Raw genomic sequence first — 18,374 nt, forward strand, 5'->3', positions numbered from 1 at the left:
ATGCCGCGTTTCCACCGTAACGACCTGCTGGACAAGTTCCGCGCCATGGTGCGCGACCGCACCCCCATCGTGGGTGGCGGCGCCGGCACGGGCCTGTCCGCCAAGTGCGAAGAAGCCGGCGGCATCGACCTGATCGTGATCTACAACTCGGGCCGCTACCGCATGGCCGGGCGCGGCTCGCTGGCCGGCCTGCTGGCCTACGGCAACGCCAACGAGATCGTGGTGGACATGGGCCGCGAAGTGTTGCCCGTGGTCAAGCGCACGCCGGTGCTTGCCGGCGTCAACGGCACCGACCCGTTCTGCGATTTCGATGTGTTCCTGGACGACCTGCAGCGCCAGGGCTTTGCCGGCGTGCAGAACTTTCCCACGGTCGGCCTGATCGACGGCAACTTCCGCGCCAACCTCGAAGAAACCGGCATGGGCTACGCGCTGGAAGTGGACATGATCCGCCTGGCCCACGAAAAAGGCATGCTGACCACGCCGTACGTGTTCAACGAAGATGACGCGGTGGCTATGACGCAGGCCGGCGCCGACATCATCGTGGCGCACATGGGCCTGACCACCGGCGGCTCGATCGGCGCCGAAACCGCGCTGACGCTGGACGACTGCGTGGCCGTCATCGACCGTATCGCGGCCGCGGCCCTGGCCGTGCGCCCCGACGTGATCGTGCTGTGCCACGGCGGCCCCATCGCCACGCCGGCCGACGCGGCCCACATCCTGCAGCACTGCAAACATTGCCATGGCTTCTATGGCGCGAGCTCGATGGAACGCCTGCCCACCGAGCAGGCCCTGACCGCCGCCACGCAAGCATTCAAGCAACTGACGTTCTAAGGTTTCCGTTCATCCGCACCGGCCCGCGCACCCCACGCCGCGGTCCGGGCACTGCCAGGAGTCCGCATGCCGCATACCGTCTACACCAGCGCCATCATCCAGGCGCCGCTGGCCACCGTCTGGCCGCTGTTTCGCGATTTCAACGGCCTGGCCGGCTGGCACCCGGGCATCGCCCAAAGCCGCCTGGAAGCGGACGGGCGCCACGATGCCATCGGTTCGGTGCGCTACCTGACGCTCAAGCCGTCCGGCTTCGTGCGCGAGCAACTGCTGATGCTGGACGACCCCGGCACCGCGCTGCGCTATTCCATCATCGAGACCGACCTGCCGATGCGCGACTACATTGCCGGCGTGACGTTGCGCCCGGTGACCGAAGGCGGCGCGACGCTGGTGGAATGGTGGGCGGACTTCCGCGTGGAAGACGGCGCCGACCTGCAGGCGGTGGCCACCGCCGTCGGCCAGGGCGTATTTGCAGCAGGGCTGGCGGCGCTGAACGAGAAACTGCGCGGCTGACCGGCAGCCGGCACATGGCGCGGCGGCTAGCAGGCCGCTGACCGCCGGCCCCCGCTAGCCGCGTTTGCGCCCCGCGCCCGCGGCCAGCTTGCACCCTGCGGGCAGCGCCGCGGTCCGCAGGTACGTGCGGATACTTAGGATCAACGCCTGGGCCGCCGGGCTCAGCGGATATTCCTTGTGGCGGATGATGCACAGGGTGCGCACCACCGTCGGCCGCGCCAGCAGCGCATAGGCCAGTTCCGGTTCCATCACGCGCTGCGCCGCCAGCGCGGGCAGCACCGCCACCCCCATGCCCGCCTTTACCAGGGCGGCCTGCGACGTCGTGCTGGACGCTTCGTAGAACGGCGCCGCGGCCTCGATCGGCAGATCGGCGCGGGCCCGCAAGAGCGCCATGATGCCGGTCTCGTCCACCACCCCCACGAGCTTGCGGCCGGCCAGGTCGGCCCAGCGCATCGTGCCGTCGCGCCCTGGGGACAGGCCGGCGTCGTCGCGCCGGTACAGCACGCCGAAGCGGTCTTCGAGCAGGGCGTCAAAGTGCAGCCCCGGCGCATCGGCCCAGCGGCTGGTCAGGCCGAAATCGACCTCGCGCGTGGCCACCTTGCGCTGGATGCGGCCCGAGTTGTCGTCGCTGAGATACAGCCGGATGGCGGGGTATTGGGCCGAGAATGCGGCCGCCGCCGGCGCGATGATCTGGGTGATGGCCGACGGTGCCGCCGCCACGCCCACGCGGCCGCGTTCCAGGGCGCCAAAGCGCACCACGTCGCCGATGGCGCCGTCGAAGTCGGCCAGCAGCCGCATCACGCGCGGCAGGAATTCCTCGCCCGCCGCCGTCAGCAGCACGCGCCGGCTGGTGCGGGCGAACAGCTGCGTGCCCAGCGCATCTTCCAGTTGCCGCACCAGGCTGGTGACGGATGACTGCGTCTGGAACAGCCGCTTGGCCGCGTGCGTGAAACTGGATTCCTGCGCCACCGCCACGAAGGCGGTCAGGTGCTTGAGGGTGACATGCTTGGGCAGGCGATGCATTTCAAATCACGATAGATGGATCAATAAAAACAATTTTTCCAGATTGATCGCGCCGACGATACTAGGGCCTTCAGCAAGGGCCGCTCTCTCCGGACAGCCCTTGACGCAACAGGCGGGCGGCGGCCCCACATCAAGGCGGAGCGGTATGCAGGACAATCTGGATCTGGTCATCGAAGGCGGCTGGGTGATCGACGGGCTGGGCGGGCCGCGCAGGCGCGCCGACGTCGGTATCCACGCCGAGCGCATTGCCGCCATCGGCGACCTGTCGGCCACGCCCGCCGCGCGGCGGATCGATGCCACCGGCAAGATCGTGGCGCCGGGCTTCATCGACACCCACGGCCATGACGACCTGATGTTCGTCGAAAAGCCGGGCCTGGAATGGAAGACCAGCCAGGGCATCACGTCGGTGGTGGTGGGCAACTGCGGCATCAGCGGCGCCCCGGCGCCGCTGCCCGGCAACACCGCCGCAGCGCTGGCGCTGCTGGGCGAAACGCCGCTGTTCGGCGACATGGCCGAATACTTGGCCGCGCTGCAGGTGCAGCAGCCGATGATCAACGTCGCGGCGCTGGTGGGCCATGCGAACCTGCGCCTGGCGGTCATGCGTGACCCGGCGGCACAGCCGACCGACGCCGAACAGCAGGCCATGCAGCAGATGCTGGCCCAGGCGCTGGACGCCGGCGCCGTCGGTTTCAGCACGGGCCTGGCCTATCAGCCGGGCGGGGTTGCGGGGCAAGCCGAACTGGATGGCCTGGCGCAGGTGGCGGCCGCGCGCGGCGCGCTGCACACCAGCCATATCCGCAACGAAGGCGACGCGGTCGAGGAAGCGGTCGACGAGGTGCTGTCGATCGGCCGGCGCACGGGCTGCGCCACGGTGCTGTCGCACCACAAATGCATGATGCCGCACAACTGGGGAAAAAGCCGCGCCACGCTGGCCAACATCGACCGCGCCCGCGCCGACGGGGTGGACGTGGCGCTGGACATCTACCCGTACCCCGGCAGCTCGACCATCCTGATTCCGGAGCGCGCCGAACTCATCGACGATATCCGCATCACCTGGTCGACCCCGCATCCCGAATGCGGCGGCCGGATGCTGGCCGACATCGCCACGCAATGGGGCTGCGACCGCGCCGAGGCCGCGCGCCGCCTGTGCCCGGCCGGCGCCATCTATTTCGCCATGGACGAAGCCGAAGTGCACCGCATCTTCCAGCACGAGCGCTGCATGGTCGGGTCTGACGGCCTGCCCAACGACGCCCATCCGCATCCGCGGCTGTGGGGGAGCTTCACGCGGGTGCTGGGGCGCTATGTGCGCGAAGCCGAGCTGCTGACGCTGGAGGCCGCGGTGGCCAAGATGACCGCGCTGCCGGCGCGCGTGTTCGGCCTTGCCGGCCGTGGCCGCCTGGCCGTGGGCGCCTGGGCCGACGTGGTGGTGTTCGATGCCGATACGGTCGAAGACCGCGCCACCTGGGACGCGCCCACGCTGGCGTCCGCCGGCATCGAGCACGTGCTGGTCAATGGCTGCCCGGTGTTCCCGGCCCTGGCCGGCGCCCAGCGCCCCGGCCGGATACTGCGCCGCGAAGCCGTCGCGACCGACTCCGATTTTTCCCAATAACAAGCAGAACCCATCCTCACAGGAGACAAGCCTCATGATCCGCAAGACTTGCGTCGCCCTGGCGCTGGCCGCCGTATTGCCGGCCGCCCACGCTGAATTTCCCGATCGTCCCATCACCCTGATCGTGCCGTTCCCGGCCGGCGGCCCCACCGATATCGTCGGCCGCCTGGCCGCGGCCAAGGCCGGCGAAATCCTGGGCCAGCAGATCGTGGTGGAAAACCGCACCGGCGCGTCCGGCACCATCGGCATGGCCGCCACCGCGCGCGCCAAGCCGGACGGCTACACCGTGGGCCTGGCTACCGTCAGCACCCACGGCACCGCGCCGCACCTGTTCCCCAACCTGTCGTATGACCCGGTGAAGGACTTCACGCCGGTCAGCAACCTGGTCACCAGCCCCAACATCCTCAGCGTCAATCCGAAGTACCCGGCCAAGACGCTGGCCGAGTTCGTCACGCACGTGCGCGCCAACCCGTCCAAGGACGGTTATGCCAATGCCGGGGCGGGCGGCATCAACGACCTGGGCATGATCTGGTTCCTGCAGATCACCGGCGGCAAGATGAACAGCATCTCGTACCGCGGCTCCGCGCCCGCGCTGACCGACACGGTGGGCGGCGTGGTGCCGGTCATCTTCGACAACTTCCCGTCGTCGCTGCCGTACATCAAGAGCCAGCACCTGCGCGCGCTGGCCATCACGGGCCCGGCCCGCAACCCGCGCCTGCCGGACGTGCCGACCTTCGCCGAGCAGGGCTACAAGGACTACGACGTCACGGCCTGGTACGGCGTGGTGGCCCCGGCGGGCCTGCCCGACGCGGTGCGCGACAAGCTGGCGCAGGCCTTTGCCCAGGCCGTGCGCGACCCCGCCACGGCGGCCAAGATGGAAGAGACGGGCGCATTCCCGCTGGGCAATACGCCAGCCGAATTCGCCGAGCAGATCCGCACCGAGCGCGACCGCTGGAAAGCGGTGATCGACAAGGCGCAGATCAAGCTGCAATAACGGCGGCTGGGGTGTCGCCCTGGCCAGGTTGGCCAGGGTGATGTTTGCGGGCTGGCGTTTGATGCAAGACGCTTGATGCCGGCGATCTAGTACACGTCGCGCCGGTAGCGGCCCTCGTGCAGCATGGCCTGCACCTGCTCGTCGCCCAGTATCTGGCGCAGGGCGGCATCGACGCCGCCGGCCATGCCTTGCAGGCTGCCGCAGACATAGACCGCGGCGCCATCGTGCACCCACGCCGCCACGCGCGTGGCCTCTTCCCGCAGGCAGTGCTGCACATAGCGGCGTTCGGCCTGGTCGCGCGAATACACCGCGTCCACGCGGGCCAGCGTGCCGTCCTGTCGCCAGGCGTCGATCTCGCTGCCGCAGAAGGCATCGTGCGCCGCACTGCGTTCGCCGAACACCAGCCAGTTGCGCGTGTGCCCCGCGGCGCGGCGCGCCTTGATCAGCGCACGCAGGCCGGCCAGACCCGTGCCGTTGCCGATCAGGATCATCGGCCGATCATCGTCCGGCGCATGGAAGTTGCGATTGCTGCGCACCCGCAGGGCAATCTCGTCGCCGGGGTGTGCGATATGGGTCAGCCAGCCGCTGCCCAGGCCCAGCCCGCCGTCCGCGGCGCGCATCTGGCGCACCAGCAATTGCAGCGCGCCATCGGCGGGCAATGATGCAATCGAGTATTCACGGTGCGGCAGCAGCGGCCCGCCACGATCCTGGCGCGGGCCGATTTCCGCGATATCGCCGGCCTGCCAGACGGTTGCCTCGCCGTCAGGCGGCGTCAACGTCAGCAGATAGCAGGGGCCGCCCTGGCTGCCGGGGTTGAGACACTCGCGGCGCGCCAGGCGCCACGATTGATAGGCCGGGGCCTGCCAATCGGGCAGGTCACTGCGGCCGGCCAGCAGGCCCAGGTGATGCTGCCAATGCCGCAGCGCGGCCGGGTCGCCATCGTCGACCTCGACCAGATCGAACAGCGGCGTGGCGCCCTGGCCGTGCAGCCAATCATCCAGCCGATGACCGAAGCCGCAGAAGTTCGCGTAGTCGCTGTCGCCCAATGCCAGCACGGCGTATTGCACGCCGGCCAGCGGCGGCGCTGGCTCAGGGACCGCGGCGGCGTCAGGGCGCATCTGGTGGTCGTGCACGCCATGCATCGCGTGTTCCGCGAACCCGGCCGCCGCGTCCGGCGGATCGCCCTCGCCGTAGGTGCTGGCAATGAACAGGATGCGGCGGTAGCTTGCCAATCGGGCAGGATCCAACTGTCCCAGCGGTACGACCTGTACGGCCAGGCCGCCGCTGCGCAAGGCGTCGGCGGTCTGGCCGGCCAGCGCCTCGGCATAGCCGGTCTGGCTGGCGTAGGCGACCAGCAGGGTGTCCTGGTGGGCCGGCGCATCCAGTCCGTGCAGCGTGGCCGCAGCCTGTGCCTGCCGCCGTTGCCCGCGGCGCCAGGCCCAGCCGCACAGCAGCAGCCAGGCCAGCACTACGCACGCGGCGGTTATCCAGCGTAGCGTCATGGATCAGGGTTGTGCGGCCAGCGCCTGGAAGGCGGCGGTGGCGCTGATGCGATAGCCGGCGGCCTCGCGCAGGATGAACAGGGCGGCCAGGCCGTGCCGTTCGGCATAGGCCAGGCCCTCGCGCTCGCCCAGCACCGTCAGCGCCGTGGCCAGCGCGTCGGCCTGCATGCAGCCGGCATGCAGCACGGTGACGGACGCCACGCCATTGCGCACCGGCTGGCCGCTGCGCGGATCGATCGTGTGGGCATAGCGGGCATCGCCGTCGCCGGCATGGCGACGGTAGTCGCCCGACGTGGCGATGCTCAGGTCGTGCAGCGGCAAGGCCAATGCGTGGTCATCGCTGCCGTCCGGCACTTCCACCGCCACGCGCCACGGCGCGCCGTCGGGGCGTTGGCCGCGGGCCCGCAGTTCGCCGCCCACTTCCACCAGGTAGCTGGTGACGCCCAGCGCATCCAGCGCCTGGGCGGCGCGATCCACGCCATATCCCTTGGCAATCGACGACAGGTCCAGGTACACGCCGCCCGGCTGCCAGGCGGCCTGGCGGGACTCGTCCAGCCGAACGCGTTGCCAGCCGCAACGCTGGCGGGCCGCGTCGATGGCGGCGGGCGAGGGCGGCTCGAAAGCGCGCTGCCAGGGTCCGAAGCCCCAAGCGTTGACCAGCGGCCCCACCGTCGGGTCATAGGCGCCGCCACAGTCCTGGGCCAGCGCCAGCGCATGGCGCAGCACATGGAAGAACCCGGCGGGCAGCTCGCGCCAGCCGGGGCCGGCGCGGTTGTACTGGCTGATGTCGGCGTCTGCTTCCCAGGTGCTCATCTGGGCCACCACCTCGTCCAGCGCGGCCTGGATGGCCTGCCGTGCCATCGCGTCCGTGGCGCCGGCGGGCAACGCCAGCCGCGCCGACCAGGTGGTGCCCATGGTCGCGCCAGCCAGCGCGGCCGCGCGCCGGGGCAGGGCGCCCAGGTTCACGCGGACCTGCAGGGCGGCCGGCGCCGCGCCGCGCGGCGCGTAGGACGGAGCAGAGGCCATTGCCGCGCCCCGGATCAGGGCTGCAGCACTTCGACCGTGCCGGCGTACGACAGGCGGCGCTTCTTGGCCTGCGGCACGCTGACCTTGGCGTCTTCGGTGCCCGCTTCGATCCAGTACAGGCCCGGCTGCGGCCACTTGACCGAGAACTTGCCGTCCTTGTCGGTCTTCACGGCGATCTCGCCGACCTTGTCGCGGTAGCGGCTGCCGCCGGGCACGATGGTCACGTCCAGGTCGGCTGCGGGCTTGCCGTCCAGCAGCAGCTGGAAGTTGGCCGATTCGCCGGTGAACAGGTCGTTGGGGTGAGTGGCGGGCGCCAGTTCCAGGCCGCGGCCCACCGGCTTGATGGCCGACGGCTTGCCGGCCGTGACGAAGGTTTCGACGCGGCCCAGGCTTTGCGTCACTTCCAGGTCGGCGGCGTTGGCCGGCACGGCCTGGGCCAGGCCTTCCGGCTTGCCGAAGTAGCGCTTGGGCTTGCCGTCTTCTTTCCAGCGGGCGAATACGCCGTCGTTCACCACTGCGATGCGGTAGGTACCGGCCTGCTTGAGCTGCAGGTCGAACGTGCTGCGCAGCTTGCCGCGATTCAGGTTCTCGGCTTCGGCGGCCGAGCCGTCCGGGGCCACCACGGCCAGGCCGTCAAGGCGCAGCGGCGCGTGGTTGAAGTAGAACTTGTCGTTGCCCACCGCGGCATCCACGGTGATCCAGCTGTCGGTGCCCGACAGCACGGTCGAGGACGGCACCATCCAGACGTCATGGGCATGGGCGGCGTAGGGCAGGCACAGCGCCAGGGCGGCGGCCAGTTTGGCGACGGATTTCATGGTTGCGTTCCTTGTGCAGGGAGGGGGGCAGATCAAGGTTTCAGGTCCAGGGCGATGGCGCCCAGCTCGTGTTCGCCACGGGCCGTCAGTTGCTCGGCTTTCTGCGGCGGCCACTGGAAGGGAATGCGCAGCAGCTCACGGCCGCCGACTTCGCGGGCGGCCTCGACCACCACGGCGTATTGGCCCGGCTTCAGCCCGGCCAACGGCTTGGACGCCGCGTCAAAGCTCAGGGCGTGCTTGCCGGCGGGTTTGGTCGCGCCGCTCACGCCGTCCACGGGGAAGGTCTGGTTGCGGCCGCTGCGGCGCCACCACTGGCGCATGTCCTTGAGCCATTCGGTGCCTTCGTTGTTCTTCTTGGCCACGTCGTACCAGACGGCCAGGTCGGCCGCCACGCTCTGGTCGGCGTTTTCGATCCAGATGGCGACGTACGGGCGGTGGTATTCGGCCACGTCCAGGCGCGGCACTTCGATGGACAGGCCGATGTCGGCGGCGTAGGCCGTTCGGGCGATCAGGCCGGCCAACAGGGCCGACAGCAACAACTTGCGCATGGAAATCTCCAGGGCGGATCGAATGAATCAGTGAATGAAGAGCAGCGCCAGCACCAGCGGGATCACGACGCCCAGGCCGACCATGGGCCAGGTCGCGCCGCGGTTGCCCGCGTGCATCTTGAGCAGCACCAGTCCGGTCAGCGAAAAGACCAGACAGGCGATGGCGAAAATGTCCAGGAACCAGCTCCAGGCCAGCCCCGTGTTGCGGCCCTTGTGCAGGTCGTTCAGGTAGGCGATCCAGCCGCGGTCGGTGCGTTCGTATTCGACGTCGCCGCTGGCCCGGTCGATCGACAGCCAGGCATCGCCGCCGGCGCGCGGCAGCGACACGTAGACTTCGCCGGCCGACCACTCGGCGGGTTTGCCCGCGGCGCCCGCATCCAGTTCCGTGTCCAGCCACTGGGCGACCGCAACGGGCAGGGGGGCCTTCTTTTGATTGGCCGGGGCGGCCAGTTGCGCCAGCACGGCATCGGGCAGGCGGGCTTCGCGGCTGGTCACGACCGCCTTCGATTCGATGTGCGAGGCGTTGTTCAGCGTCAGGCCGGTGATGGCGAACAGCAGCATGCCCAGCAGGCAGAGCGCCGAGCTGATCCAATGCCATTGGTGCAGCGTCTTGAGCCAATAGGCCCGGCGCCGGGGGGATGCGTGACTGTCCATGGGGTGGGCAAAATTCAAGGGCCGGATTCTATCATTCAAATGAGAATTACTCTTATAGAACAGATTATTAACGTGGGAATAGATTTCAATCGATTTCGGACTCATTTCCGCTCGCGGCGATAAGATAGGGCACCCGTTATCACCACCGGAGGTCGTCATGCTTGAACAGCAAGTGGTAGATCAGATCGGTCGTCATTGGGGTTGGGTCGCGCTGCGCGGGGTGGTCGCCATCCTGTTCGGCCTGATGGCCCTGTTCATGCCCGCCATCACCCTGTCTGCGCTGGTGCTGGTGTGGGGCGCATTCGCGCTGGTCGATGGGGTACTCGCGCTGGTGGCCGGCATCCGCATCCGCGACCAGGGCAAGCCGCTCTGGGCGCTCATCATCGTCGGCCTGCTGGGCGTGGCGGCCGGCATCGTCACCTTCCTGTGGCCGGGCCTGACCGCGCTGGTGCTGCTCTACATCATCGCGATCTGGGCGCTGGTGGCCGGGGTATTCCAGGTCATTGCCGCGATCCGCTTTCGCAAAGACATCCGCAACGAGTGGTTCCTGGGCCTGTCCGGGCTGGTGTCGATCCTGTTCGGCGCCATGTTGATCGCCCAGCCGGGGGCGGGCGCGTTGGCGCTGGTCTGGGTCATCGGCCTGTACGCGGTGTTCTTTGGCATACTGCTGCTGGTCTTTTCCCTGCGCCTGAAGCAGCACCGCACCCATTGAGCCCATGTCCGTCTACCAGACCTTGATTCCCCTGAACTTCCTGGCCGTCGGCGTGGGCGCCGTGCTGGGCGCGTGGGCCCGCTGGCTGGCCAGCCTGTGGCTCAACACCGAGTCCTGGCCCTGGGGCACGCTGGCGGTCAATCTGGTCGGGGGTTACCTGGTGGGGCTGGTGCTGGCGCTGGTGGCCGGCCATCCGGAATGGCCGGCCTGGGTGCGGCTGGGCGCCATCACCGGCTTCATGGGCGGGCTGACCACGTTTTCGACCTTCTCGGCCGAAACGGTCGCCATGCTCGAACGCGGCGCCTATGCTGGCGCACTCGGCTATGCCGGTTTCAGCCTGCTGGGGTCGTTGCTGTTGACGGGGCTGGGGCTGGCCACGGTCAGCCTGTTGCGCTGACGCAAGCGGGGCGGGCAGCGTGGCCGCGCCGCCTGCGTGCGGACAGGTTCAGTCGCCTGCGCGCGGATTGAGCACCCGCGCCGCTTCCAACCCGCTGCGCACCGCGCCTTCCAGCACGCCAGGGTAGCCCGTGTCGGTCCAGTCGCCGGCCAGGGCCAGCGTGGGCCATGGCGTGGTGTTCAACGGCCGATGCAGGCCGGGCACCGCGGCAAAGGTGGCGCGCTTTTCAATGAACAGTTCCGCGGACGACACTTCCGGCATCGGCGGCAGCCGCTGCGGATAGCCGGCAGCCTGCTCGGCCACCTGGTCGATCAGCGCCTCGATGGCCTGCTGGCGGTTGCGGTCGGTAAGGGTGGTGGCGGCGCTGGCCACCACCGCCAGCTCGCCGGCCTGCGCGTCGCCCGCCAACTGGGCGCGGTCGAACAGCCATTGGCCGACGTGGCCGCGGGCGCGATCCTCGCGCAGCATCATCATGGGTTCGGGCAGGCGCCAGGGCTCGGCCAAACGCAGATTGAGCGTGGCGATCGGCAGGTAATCGAAGGCGCGCAGCGCGTCCAGCAAACCGGTTGCCCCCGCCGCCCGCAGCGGGCCGTCGAGCAGGCGCGCGGCAAAGGTCGGCGGCACGGCCAGCACGGCCGCGTCAAAGCGTTCCTGGTTGATGTCGATACCGTTGTCGGACGGCTGCAATTGGCGCACCGTGCTGCCGTAGCGCATGGTGACCTGGCGCGCGGCGGCATCGGGCCACAGCGCCGACAGGTCAGTGCACGGCAGCAGCAGGTCGCTGTCTTCGCGGCGGCCGGCCAGGCTGTCGCGCAGCACGCGCGCAAACAGCACGGCGCTGGCCGTGGTGACCGGGGTATTCAGGGCGGCCAGGCAGAGCGGTTCCCAGACCTGGCGGATCAGCGTGTCGGACTGCGCGTGATAGTGCAGCAGCTGCTGTACGGTCCAGTCGCGCGGCGGCGTCCAGGACATGGTGCGCAGGCCGCGCATCAGGCGCAGCGTGGCCAGGCGGTCGCCCCATGACAGGCCGCGGGCGCGCAGGATCGCCACCGCCATGTGCAGCGGCGCCGGCAGGCGCGGGGCCGACAGCCGGAAGCGGCCATCCAGGCTGGCCAGCCGCAAGGGGCGGCGCATCAGCAGCGCGTCGGGGTTGCGGCCCACCCGGCGCATCAGCGCCAGCGTGTGCTTGTAGGCGCCCGACAGCAGGTGCTGGCCGTTGTCCAGCGGGGATTCGAAGCCGTCGTGAAAGACGCGCCGGGCGCGTCCGCCGGGCGTATGGCCGGCTTCAAAGACCGTGACTTTGGCGCCGGCTTCGCGCAGGGCGACGCTGGCGGCCAGCCCGGCCCAGCCGGCGCCGATGACCGCGGCCTTCATCGCGCCAACCGGCGGACCAGTCCACGTCCGCCGCCCACCCAGGTCTTCCAGGCCAGCCAGAGCTTGCGCAGGGGCGTCAGCGAAATGCGCTGATGCAGCACCTGCCAGTTGTCGCGCTCGATCTCGTCGAGCAGCGCGTGGTAGATCGCCGCCATCATCAGGCCGGGGCGCTGCGCGCGCCGGTCGGTTTCGGGCAGGCTGCGCATGGCTTCGCGGTACAGCTCGCGGGCGCGGTCGGCCTGGAACTTCATCAGGGCCGAGAAGCGCTCGGAATACTCGCCATTCAGGATGTCCGAGGCCTTGACCTCGAACTGCTGCATGTCGTTGACCGGAATGTAGATGCGGCCGCGGCGGGCGTCGTCGCCCACGTCGCGGATGATGTTGGTCATCTGGAACGCCAGGCCCAGCTTTTCGGCATAGACCAGCGTGGCCGGATCGGTATAGCCGAACACGCCGGCCGACAGCTCGCCCACCACGCCGGCCGCGTGCCAGCAGTATTTGCGCAGGCCGGGCCAGTCCAGGTAGCGGGTCTGGTCCAGGTCCATTTCCATGCCGTCCACGATGGCCAGCAGGCGTTCGCGGGTGATCGAACAGCTTTGCAGGTGCGGCTGCAGCGCGCGCGTCACGGGGTGATCGGGCTTGCCGTCGAACATCTGGTCGACCTGTGTGCGCCACCACGCCAGCTTGATGCGCGCCAGCGACGGGTCGGTGCATTCGTCCACCACGTCGTCGACTTCGCGGCAGTACGCATACAGCGCCGTGATGGCGCGGCGCCGCTCGGGCGGCAGGAACAGGAAGGAATAGTAGAAGCTGGAACCGCTTTTGGCGGCTTTCTCCTGGCAGTACTCGTCAGGGGTCATAGTTGGCAGGGCCGGTTACTTACTTGATAGAGCGCCACAACATGATGGCCCAGTCTTTGGCGCCCAATTCGGGGCGATTCATGAATACATCGTAGCCGCCCGCCTCGATACGCTCCAGTACGCGCAGGCCGCCTTGCACCACCAGGCGCAGTTCCAGGCCGATGCGGCCCGGCAGGCGGCGCGCCAGCGGAGCGCCGAAGTGTAGCAGCGCGCGCGTGCGTTCGACCTCGAACGCCATCAGCGCGCGCCAGGCGGGCGTCAGGCGGGCCGCGGCCAGGTCGTCTTCGGACACGCCGAAGCGGCGCAGGTCTTCCTGCGGAATGTAGACGCGGTGCTTGTGCCAATCGACCCGCACATCCTGCCAGAAGTTCACCTGCTGCAAGCCGGTGCAGATGGCGTCGGACTGCTCGACGTTCTGCGGATCGGCCGCGCCGAACAGGTGCAGCATCAGGCGGCCCACCGGGTTGGCCGAGCGGGTGCAGTAGTCGGCCAGGGTGGCGTAGTCGTCGTAGCGCTTGACGCTGATGTCCTGCTCGAAGGCGGACAGCAGGTCGTAGAAAGGGGTGATGGGCAACTGGTGCCGGGCGATCGTGGCGGCCAGCGGCACGAAGATGCTGGCCAGTTCGGGCGCGCCGGGGGCGGGCACCGTGCCGGGCTCGGCGCCAATGCGGTGCAGTTCGGCGCGAAACGCGGCCAGCTGGGCCAGGCGTTCGGCGTCGTCGGCGCTGCCTTCGTCGGCAATGTCGTCGGCGGCGCGGGCAAACCGGTACAGATCGGTCACGGCGCCGCGCAGCCGTCGCGGCAGCAGCAGCGAGGCAACGGGGAAATTCTCGTAGTGATCGATGGGCATATGGGGTCCTGCGGTCTGGCCGGGTCGGGCCGGATCCGGATCATTTTAGAGTACGCGCGGCGGCGCGACCGTGCTGCTGCCGCCACGCCGATCAGTTAGACTTAAGCGCCACAGGATCTCATACCATGCCCCGCCCAGTCTCTGCCACCGTTTCCGTCTCTGCCCTGGCGCACAACCTGGCCGCCGTGCGCCGCCACCTTGACCAGACCGCCGCCGCCGCATCCGGCCTGCCGCCCTCGATCTGGGCGGTCATCAAGGCCAACGCCTACGGCCACGGCATCGAGCAGGCCGTCGCCGGCTTCTCCAAGGCGCAGGGCCTGGCCATGCTGGATCTGGACGAAGCCGTGCGCTGCCGCGAATCCGGCTGGGGCGGTCCGATCCTGCTGCTCGAAGGTTTTTTCAACCCGTCCGACCTCGACATCGTCGACCGCTACCACCTGAGCATCACCGTGCATCAGCGTGAACAGCTCGACATGCTGGCGCGGGCGCGCCTGTCGCGCCGGGTCGACATCATGCTCAAGCTCAACAGCGGCATGAACCGGCTGGGCTTTTCGCCCGCCGCCTACCTGGCTGCCCACGAGCGCGCCCAGTTGCTGCAGCAGCAGGGCACGGTCGGCTCGATCGGCAAGATGACCCACTTCGCCTGCGCGGACGGCCCCCAGGGCGTCAGCGAACAAATGGCCGTCTTCAATTCGGTGACGCATAAGCTGCCCGGGCCGGTCAGCGTCTGCAATTCGGCGGCCACCCTGCGTTTCGCCGAGATCGCCGTGGCCTCGGAAAACCAGGCCCACTGGGTCCGCCCCGGCATCTGCCTGTACGGCGCGTCGCCGTTCGCCGATGCCGAAGCCGCCTCGTTCGGCCTGAAACCCGCCATGTCGCTGCGCTCGGAAATCATTGCCGTGCAGGAACTGAAGGCCGGCGACTCGGTCGGCTACGGCGCGCTGTTCCGGGCCGACCGCGCCATGCGCGTCGGCATCGTGGCCTGCGGCTACGCCGACGGCTACCCCCGCCACGCCGCCACCGGCACCCCGGTGGCCGTGGCCGGCATCCGCACCCGCCTGGTGGGCCGGGTCTCGATGGACATGCTCATCGTCGACCTGGACCCGATTCCCGCCGCTGGCGTCGGCACCCCCGTGTCGCTGTGGGGCGAAGACGGCCCCTCGGTGGACGAAGTCGCCCTGGCGGCCGGCACCATCGGCTACGAGCTGCTCTGCGCCCTGGCCCCCCGCGTGCCGGTCACCCGCGACGTCTGATCCCGACGTCTGATCCTTTTGGGGGATGCCCGCCTTGGCGCCCCGCCCCGGGGGGGTGTCCAGCGTGCAAGAATTGCTACGCAATTTACAAGACAGCCACCGCCGGATGGTGTCTACTTGAAAGACCGGGCGCCCAGGCGCCCGTTTTCGACCCAGTAAACAATCAACGAGGTTTCGATCCATGAAGGACAAATGCGTGCTCATTACGGGCGCCACCAAAGGCATAGGCTGGGCGCTTACTCAGCGGCTGTCCGACATGGGTTGTCATGTGGTCGGCATCGCGCGCAATACCGGCGATGTGGATTTCCCCGGCTATCTCTATGCCTGTGACCTGGCCGACGCCGGCCGCACCGAAGAAGTGCTGCGCGAAATCCGCGAGAAATTCCCCGTCGATGCCGTGGTCAACAACGTCGGCATCGCCTCGCCCCAGCCGCTGGGCGAAATCGACCTGGCCACCCTGTACAACGTGCTGGACCTGAACGTGCGCGTGGCCGTGCAGGTCACGCAGGCCTTCATCGAATCGATGAAGGTGCGCCGCGCCGGGCGCATCGTCAACGTCTGCAGCCGCGCCATCCACGGTGGCCTCGAACGCACCGCCTACTCGGCCGCCAAGAGCGCGCTGGTGGGCTGCACCCGCACCTGGGCGCTGGAACTGGCCGAATACGGCGTCACCGCCAACGCGGTGGCCCCCGGCCCGATCGAAACCGAAATGTTCCGCGCCACCCGGCCGGCGGGCAGCGAAGGCGAAAAGCGCGCCTTGGCCTCGGTGCCCATGAAGCGCCTGGGCACGCCGGCCGAAGTGGCCGCCGCCATCGCCTTCCTGCTGTCGGACGACGCCGGCTTCATCACCGGCCAGGTGTTGGGCGTGGACGGCGGCGGCAGTCTGGGCGGCCGTTCCTGACCTGACATCCCCGGGCGCGAATCGCATCCAATCCGTGCCCTGCAAGACAAACCGGCCCGCTGCAAGCGGGCCGGTTTTCGTTGGGGCGTCGTGAGCGGGGCGTCACCGGCCCCGGCGCTTCAATACGGCCCGTTGGCCGCGTCCACCGTCTTCACGTTCTTGAATTCGCCCGCCAGCTTTTCGGCGGCGCGGGCCAGCAGCACGGCATCCACGCCCACCGCCACGAAGGTCGCGCCCAGCGACAGGTAGTGGCGCGCCTGCGGCACGCCGCTATGCAGGATGCCGGCGGCCTTGCCCGACTTGACGATGCGGGCGATGGCCGCGTCGATGACCTGGGTGACCTCGGGGTGCTCGGGCTTGCCCAGGTAGCCCATGCTGGCCGACAGGTCGGCCGGGCCGATGAAGGCGCCGTCCACGCCGTCGATGGCCAGGATCTCGTCCAGTGCGTCGATGGCGCGCGGCGTTTCGATCTGCACGATCACGCACATTTCGTCATTGGCGCGTTCGAGGTAGTCGGGAATGCGGTTCCAGCGCGACGACCGGGCCAGCGCGCTGCCCACGCCGCGAATGCCGGCAGGCGGATAGCGCACCGCGGCTACGGCGGCCGCGGCCTCTTCGGCCGACTGCACCATGGGCACCAGCAGCGTCTGCGCGCCGGTGTCCAGGATCTGCTTGATCTGCACCGGGTCGTTCCAGGCCGGGCGCACCACCGGCGCCACCGGGTAGGCCGCCACCGATTGCAGCTGGGCCAGCGTGGTCTGCAAGGTATTGGGCGCGTGTTCGCCGTCGATCAGCAGCCAGTCAAAGCCGGCGCCGGCACAGATTTCAGACGTGTAGGCGCTGGCCAGTCCGGCCCACAGGCCGATCTGGGGTTTGCCGGCGCGCAGGGCGCGCTTGAAGTGGTTGGTCAGGATATCCATGGGCTGCGTGGGGATCAGATGAAGTGGCAGTTGACGGAACCCAGCACGCCGTAATCGACATTGAAGGTATCGCCAGGGCGGGCCAGCACCGGGCGGGTGAACGACCCCGACAGGATGATCTCGCCTGCTTCCAGCGCCACGTCGTGGGCGGCCAGCTTGTTAGCCAGCCATACTACGCCATTGGCGGGGTGATTCAAGACGCCAGCCGCCACGCCGGTTTCCTCGATCACCGCGTTGCGCGACAGGATCGCGCCGACCCAGCGCAGATCCAGTTCGTTCATCTTCACGGGCCGTCCGCCCATCACCACGCCTGCGTTGGCGGCGTTGTCGGCGATGGTGTCGAACACCTTGCGCGGGCGCTTGCTGTCGGGGTCGATGCTGTGCGAGCGCGCGTCGATGATCTCCAGCGCCGGAATCACGTAGTCCACCGCGTCGTACACCTGGAACAAGGTCACGTCGGGCCCGCGCAGCGGCTTGCCCAGCACGAAGGCCAGTTCCACTTCCAGTCGCGGCAGGATGAAGCGGCCGGCGGGAATGTCGCTGCCGTCGGCAAAGAACATGTCGTCCAGCAGCATGCCGAAATCGGGCTCGTCGATCTGCGAGGCCTGCTGCATGGCGCGCGAGGTCAGGCCGATCTTGTGGCCGCGCTTGATGCGGCCTTCGCCCAGCTTGATGTCCATCCAGGCGCGCTGGATGGCGTAGGCGTCGGCGATGGTGATGTCGGGGTGTTCCAGCGAGATCTGGCGGATCTGCTGGCGGGTGCGTTCAGCGTCGTGCAGGCGCGCGGCGATGGCGTGTACGGTGGCGGAGTCGAGCATGGCGAAGGTCCAGGGTGGGGAATGTCAGGCGGGGTAGGGAACCAGCGTGTTCACGAGCCGGCCGATGCCGTCGATCTCGGTCACGACTTCGTCGCCGGGATTGACGTTGATGATGCCGTCGGGCGTGCCCGTCAGGATCAGGTCACCGGGCGATAGCGTCATGAAGCTGCTGAAGTATTCGATCAGGGCCGGGATGTCGAACACCATGTCGCGGGTGTTGCCGCGCTGGGTCTCGACGCCGTTGACGGTGGTGCGCAGGTCCAGGTTCATCGGGTCGGGCACGTCGTCGCGGTCCACCAGCCAGGGGCCCAGCGGCGTGCAGGTGTCGCGGCTTTTCACGCGCAGGTTGGGGCGGTACCAGTTTTCCAGGTAGTCGCGCAGCGCGTAGTCGTTGGCCACCGTGTAGCCGGCCACGTAATCGTAGGCCTGGGCGCGCGCCACGTTGCGGGCGGTCTTGCCTATCACCACCGCCAGTTCGCATTCGTAATGCATGAAGGCCACGTCGGCCGGGCGCAGCGTCTGCGCGCGGTGGCCGACGAATGTGTTGGCCGCCTTCAGGAAGCCCAGCGGTTCGTCCGGCGCCTTGAATGCCAGTTCCTTGGCGTGGTCGGCGTAGTTGATGGCCAGCGTGAAGGTGGTGCGCGGTTCGATGGGCGGCAGCCAGGTGACGGCGTCTTCGGCCAGGCAGCGGCCGTCGGCCAGGCGCACCTGGCCAGGCCCGGCTTCGGTGGCGGCGTGGATGGCGCCTTCAAAGGCGATGCGTGCGTGTTTCATGGC

At 68.9% G+C, this 18,374-nt stretch carries 20 protein-coding genes; 8 read left to right on the forward strand and 12 right to left on the reverse strand.

Annotated elements, in window-relative coordinates:
- Both HV798_RS17865 and HV798_RS17870 read left to right on the forward strand, forming a co-directional pair.
- Positions 1-831: a phosphoenolpyruvate hydrolase family protein gene (locus tag HV798_RS17865; protein ID WP_175191871.1), complete on the forward strand. Its 831-nt coding sequence runs from the start codon at positions 1-3 to the stop codon at positions 829-831.
- Between the two features lie 66 nt (positions 832-897).
- Positions 898-1,341, forward strand: a complete 444-nt coding sequence (locus HV798_RS17870) for an SRPBCC family protein (RefSeq protein WP_175191872.1) — start codon at positions 898-900, stop codon at positions 1,339-1,341.
- Positions 1,342-1,395: 54 nt separating this feature from the next.
- Here HV798_RS17870 and HV798_RS17875 read toward each other — a convergent pair whose 3' ends face one another.
- Entirely contained in the window at positions 1,396-2,364 is a 969-nt protein-coding gene (locus HV798_RS17875; RefSeq protein WP_175191873.1) for a LysR family transcriptional regulator, read from the reverse strand.
- A gap of 145 nt (positions 2,365-2,509) precedes the next feature.
- Here HV798_RS17875 and HV798_RS17880 point away from each other — a divergent pair, with 145 nt between their 5' ends.
- Together HV798_RS17880 and HV798_RS17885 are read left to right on the forward strand one after the other, a co-directional pair.
- Positions 2,510-3,973: an N-acyl-D-glutamate deacylase gene (locus HV798_RS17880; RefSeq protein WP_175191874.1), complete on the forward strand. Its 1,464-nt coding sequence runs from the start codon at positions 2,510-2,512 to the stop codon at positions 3,971-3,973.
- A gap of 34 nt (positions 3,974-4,007) precedes the next feature.
- Positions 4,008-4,967, forward strand: coding sequence for a tripartite tricarboxylate transporter substrate binding protein BugE (locus HV798_RS17885; protein ID WP_029953504.1), 960 nt, complete (start codon positions 4,008-4,010; stop codon positions 4,965-4,967).
- Positions 4,968-5,053: 86 nt separating this feature from the next.
- On the opposite strand, the gene HV798_RS17890 is transcribed toward HV798_RS17885, so the two are convergent.
- From HV798_RS17890 to HV798_RS17910, 5 genes are read right to left on the reverse strand one after another with little or no spacing between them, the layout of a single operon-like run.
- Positions 5,054-6,469 (reverse strand): sulfite reductase subunit alpha, encoded by a 1,416-nt coding sequence (locus HV798_RS17890; RefSeq protein WP_175191875.1) that lies wholly within the window; start codon positions 6,467-6,469, stop codon positions 5,054-5,056.
- Between the two features lie 3 nt (positions 6,470-6,472).
- Positions 6,473-7,495: an FAD:protein FMN transferase gene (locus HV798_RS17895; RefSeq protein WP_175191876.1), complete on the reverse strand. Its 1,023-nt coding sequence runs from the start codon at positions 7,493-7,495 to the stop codon at positions 6,473-6,475.
- 14 nt (positions 7,496-7,509) lie between these two features.
- Complete coding sequence (locus HV798_RS17900) at positions 7,510-8,310, reverse strand: DUF4198 domain-containing protein (RefSeq protein WP_025135795.1); 801 nt, start codon at positions 8,308-8,310, stop codon at positions 7,510-7,512.
- Positions 8,311-8,342: 32 nt separating this feature from the next.
- Positions 8,343-8,858, reverse strand: a complete 516-nt coding sequence (locus HV798_RS17905) for a DUF2271 domain-containing protein (protein ID WP_175191877.1) — start codon at positions 8,856-8,858, stop codon at positions 8,343-8,345.
- A gap of 27 nt (positions 8,859-8,885) precedes the next feature.
- Complete coding sequence (locus HV798_RS17910; RefSeq protein WP_175191878.1) at positions 8,886-9,512, reverse strand: PepSY-associated TM helix domain-containing protein; 627 nt, start codon at positions 9,510-9,512, stop codon at positions 8,886-8,888.
- A gap of 157 nt (positions 9,513-9,669) precedes the next feature.
- Here HV798_RS17910 and HV798_RS17915 point away from each other — a divergent pair, with 157 nt between their 5' ends.
- Entirely contained in the window at positions 9,670-10,224 is a 555-nt protein-coding gene (locus HV798_RS17915) for an HdeD family acid-resistance protein (RefSeq protein WP_175191879.1), read from the forward strand.
- Between the two features lie 4 nt (positions 10,225-10,228).
- Positions 10,229-10,621, forward strand: coding sequence for a fluoride efflux transporter CrcB (gene crcB, locus HV798_RS17920; protein WP_175191880.1), 393 nt, complete (start codon positions 10,229-10,231; stop codon positions 10,619-10,621).
- A gap of 48 nt (positions 10,622-10,669) precedes the next feature.
- Here the strand turns inward: crcB and hpnE are convergent, their stop codons facing one another.
- The 3 genes from hpnE to hpnC are packed head-to-tail and all read right to left on the reverse strand — an operon-like array spanning position 10,670 to position 13,705.
- The gene (hpnE, locus tag HV798_RS17925) at positions 10,670-11,995 is read right to left on the reverse strand and encodes a hydroxysqualene dehydroxylase HpnE (protein ID WP_175191881.1); all 1,326 of its coding nucleotides are present in this window, start codon (positions 11,993-11,995) and stop codon (positions 10,670-10,672) included.
- Entirely contained in the window at positions 11,992-12,855 is an 864-nt protein-coding gene (gene hpnD, locus HV798_RS17930) for a presqualene diphosphate synthase HpnD (protein WP_175191882.1), read from the reverse strand. Before hpnD ends, hpnE begins: the two co-directional genes overlap by 4 nt.
- A gap of 19 nt (positions 12,856-12,874) precedes the next feature.
- Positions 12,875-13,705 (reverse strand): squalene synthase HpnC, encoded by an 831-nt coding sequence (gene hpnC / locus HV798_RS17935; protein WP_175191883.1) that lies wholly within the window; start codon positions 13,703-13,705, stop codon positions 12,875-12,877.
- A gap of 125 nt (positions 13,706-13,830) precedes the next feature.
- Here hpnC and alr point away from each other — a divergent pair, with 125 nt between their 5' ends.
- Together alr and HV798_RS17945 are read left to right on the forward strand one after the other, a co-directional pair.
- Entirely contained in the window at positions 13,831-14,958 is a 1,128-nt protein-coding gene (gene alr / locus HV798_RS17940; protein WP_175191884.1) for an alanine racemase, read from the forward strand.
- A 181-nt stretch (positions 14,959-15,139) separates the two neighbouring features.
- Positions 15,140-15,859 carry an SDR family oxidoreductase gene (locus HV798_RS17945; protein WP_006396065.1) on the forward strand — a complete coding sequence of 240 codons (720 nt, stop codon included), beginning with the start codon at positions 15,140-15,142 and terminating at the stop codon, positions 15,857-15,859.
- Positions 15,860-15,978: 119 nt separating this feature from the next.
- On the opposite strand, the gene hpaI is transcribed toward HV798_RS17945, so the two are convergent.
- From hpaI to HV798_RS17960, 3 genes are read right to left on the reverse strand one after another with little or no spacing between them, the layout of a single operon-like run.
- Positions 15,979-16,779 (reverse strand): 4-hydroxy-2-oxoheptanedioate aldolase, encoded by an 801-nt coding sequence (hpaI, locus tag HV798_RS17950; RefSeq protein ID WP_175191885.1) that lies wholly within the window; start codon positions 16,777-16,779, stop codon positions 15,979-15,981.
- 14 nt (positions 16,780-16,793) lie between these two features.
- Positions 16,794-17,597 carry a 2-oxo-hept-4-ene-1,7-dioate hydratase gene (gene hpaH / locus HV798_RS17955; RefSeq protein ID WP_175191886.1) on the reverse strand — a complete coding sequence of 268 codons (804 nt, stop codon included), beginning with the start codon at positions 17,595-17,597 and terminating at the stop codon, positions 16,794-16,796.
- Positions 17,598-17,621: 24 nt separating this feature from the next.
- Positions 17,622-18,371 (reverse strand): fumarylacetoacetate hydrolase family protein, encoded by a 750-nt coding sequence (locus HV798_RS17960; protein ID WP_175191887.1) that lies wholly within the window; start codon positions 18,369-18,371, stop codon positions 17,622-17,624.
- Positions 18,372-18,374 lie beyond the last annotated feature (3 nt).

It is taken from the genome of Achromobacter deleyi (assembly GCF_902859705.1).
Lineage (GTDB): Bacteria > Pseudomonadota > Gammaproteobacteria > Burkholderiales > Burkholderiaceae_B > Achromobacter > Achromobacter deleyi.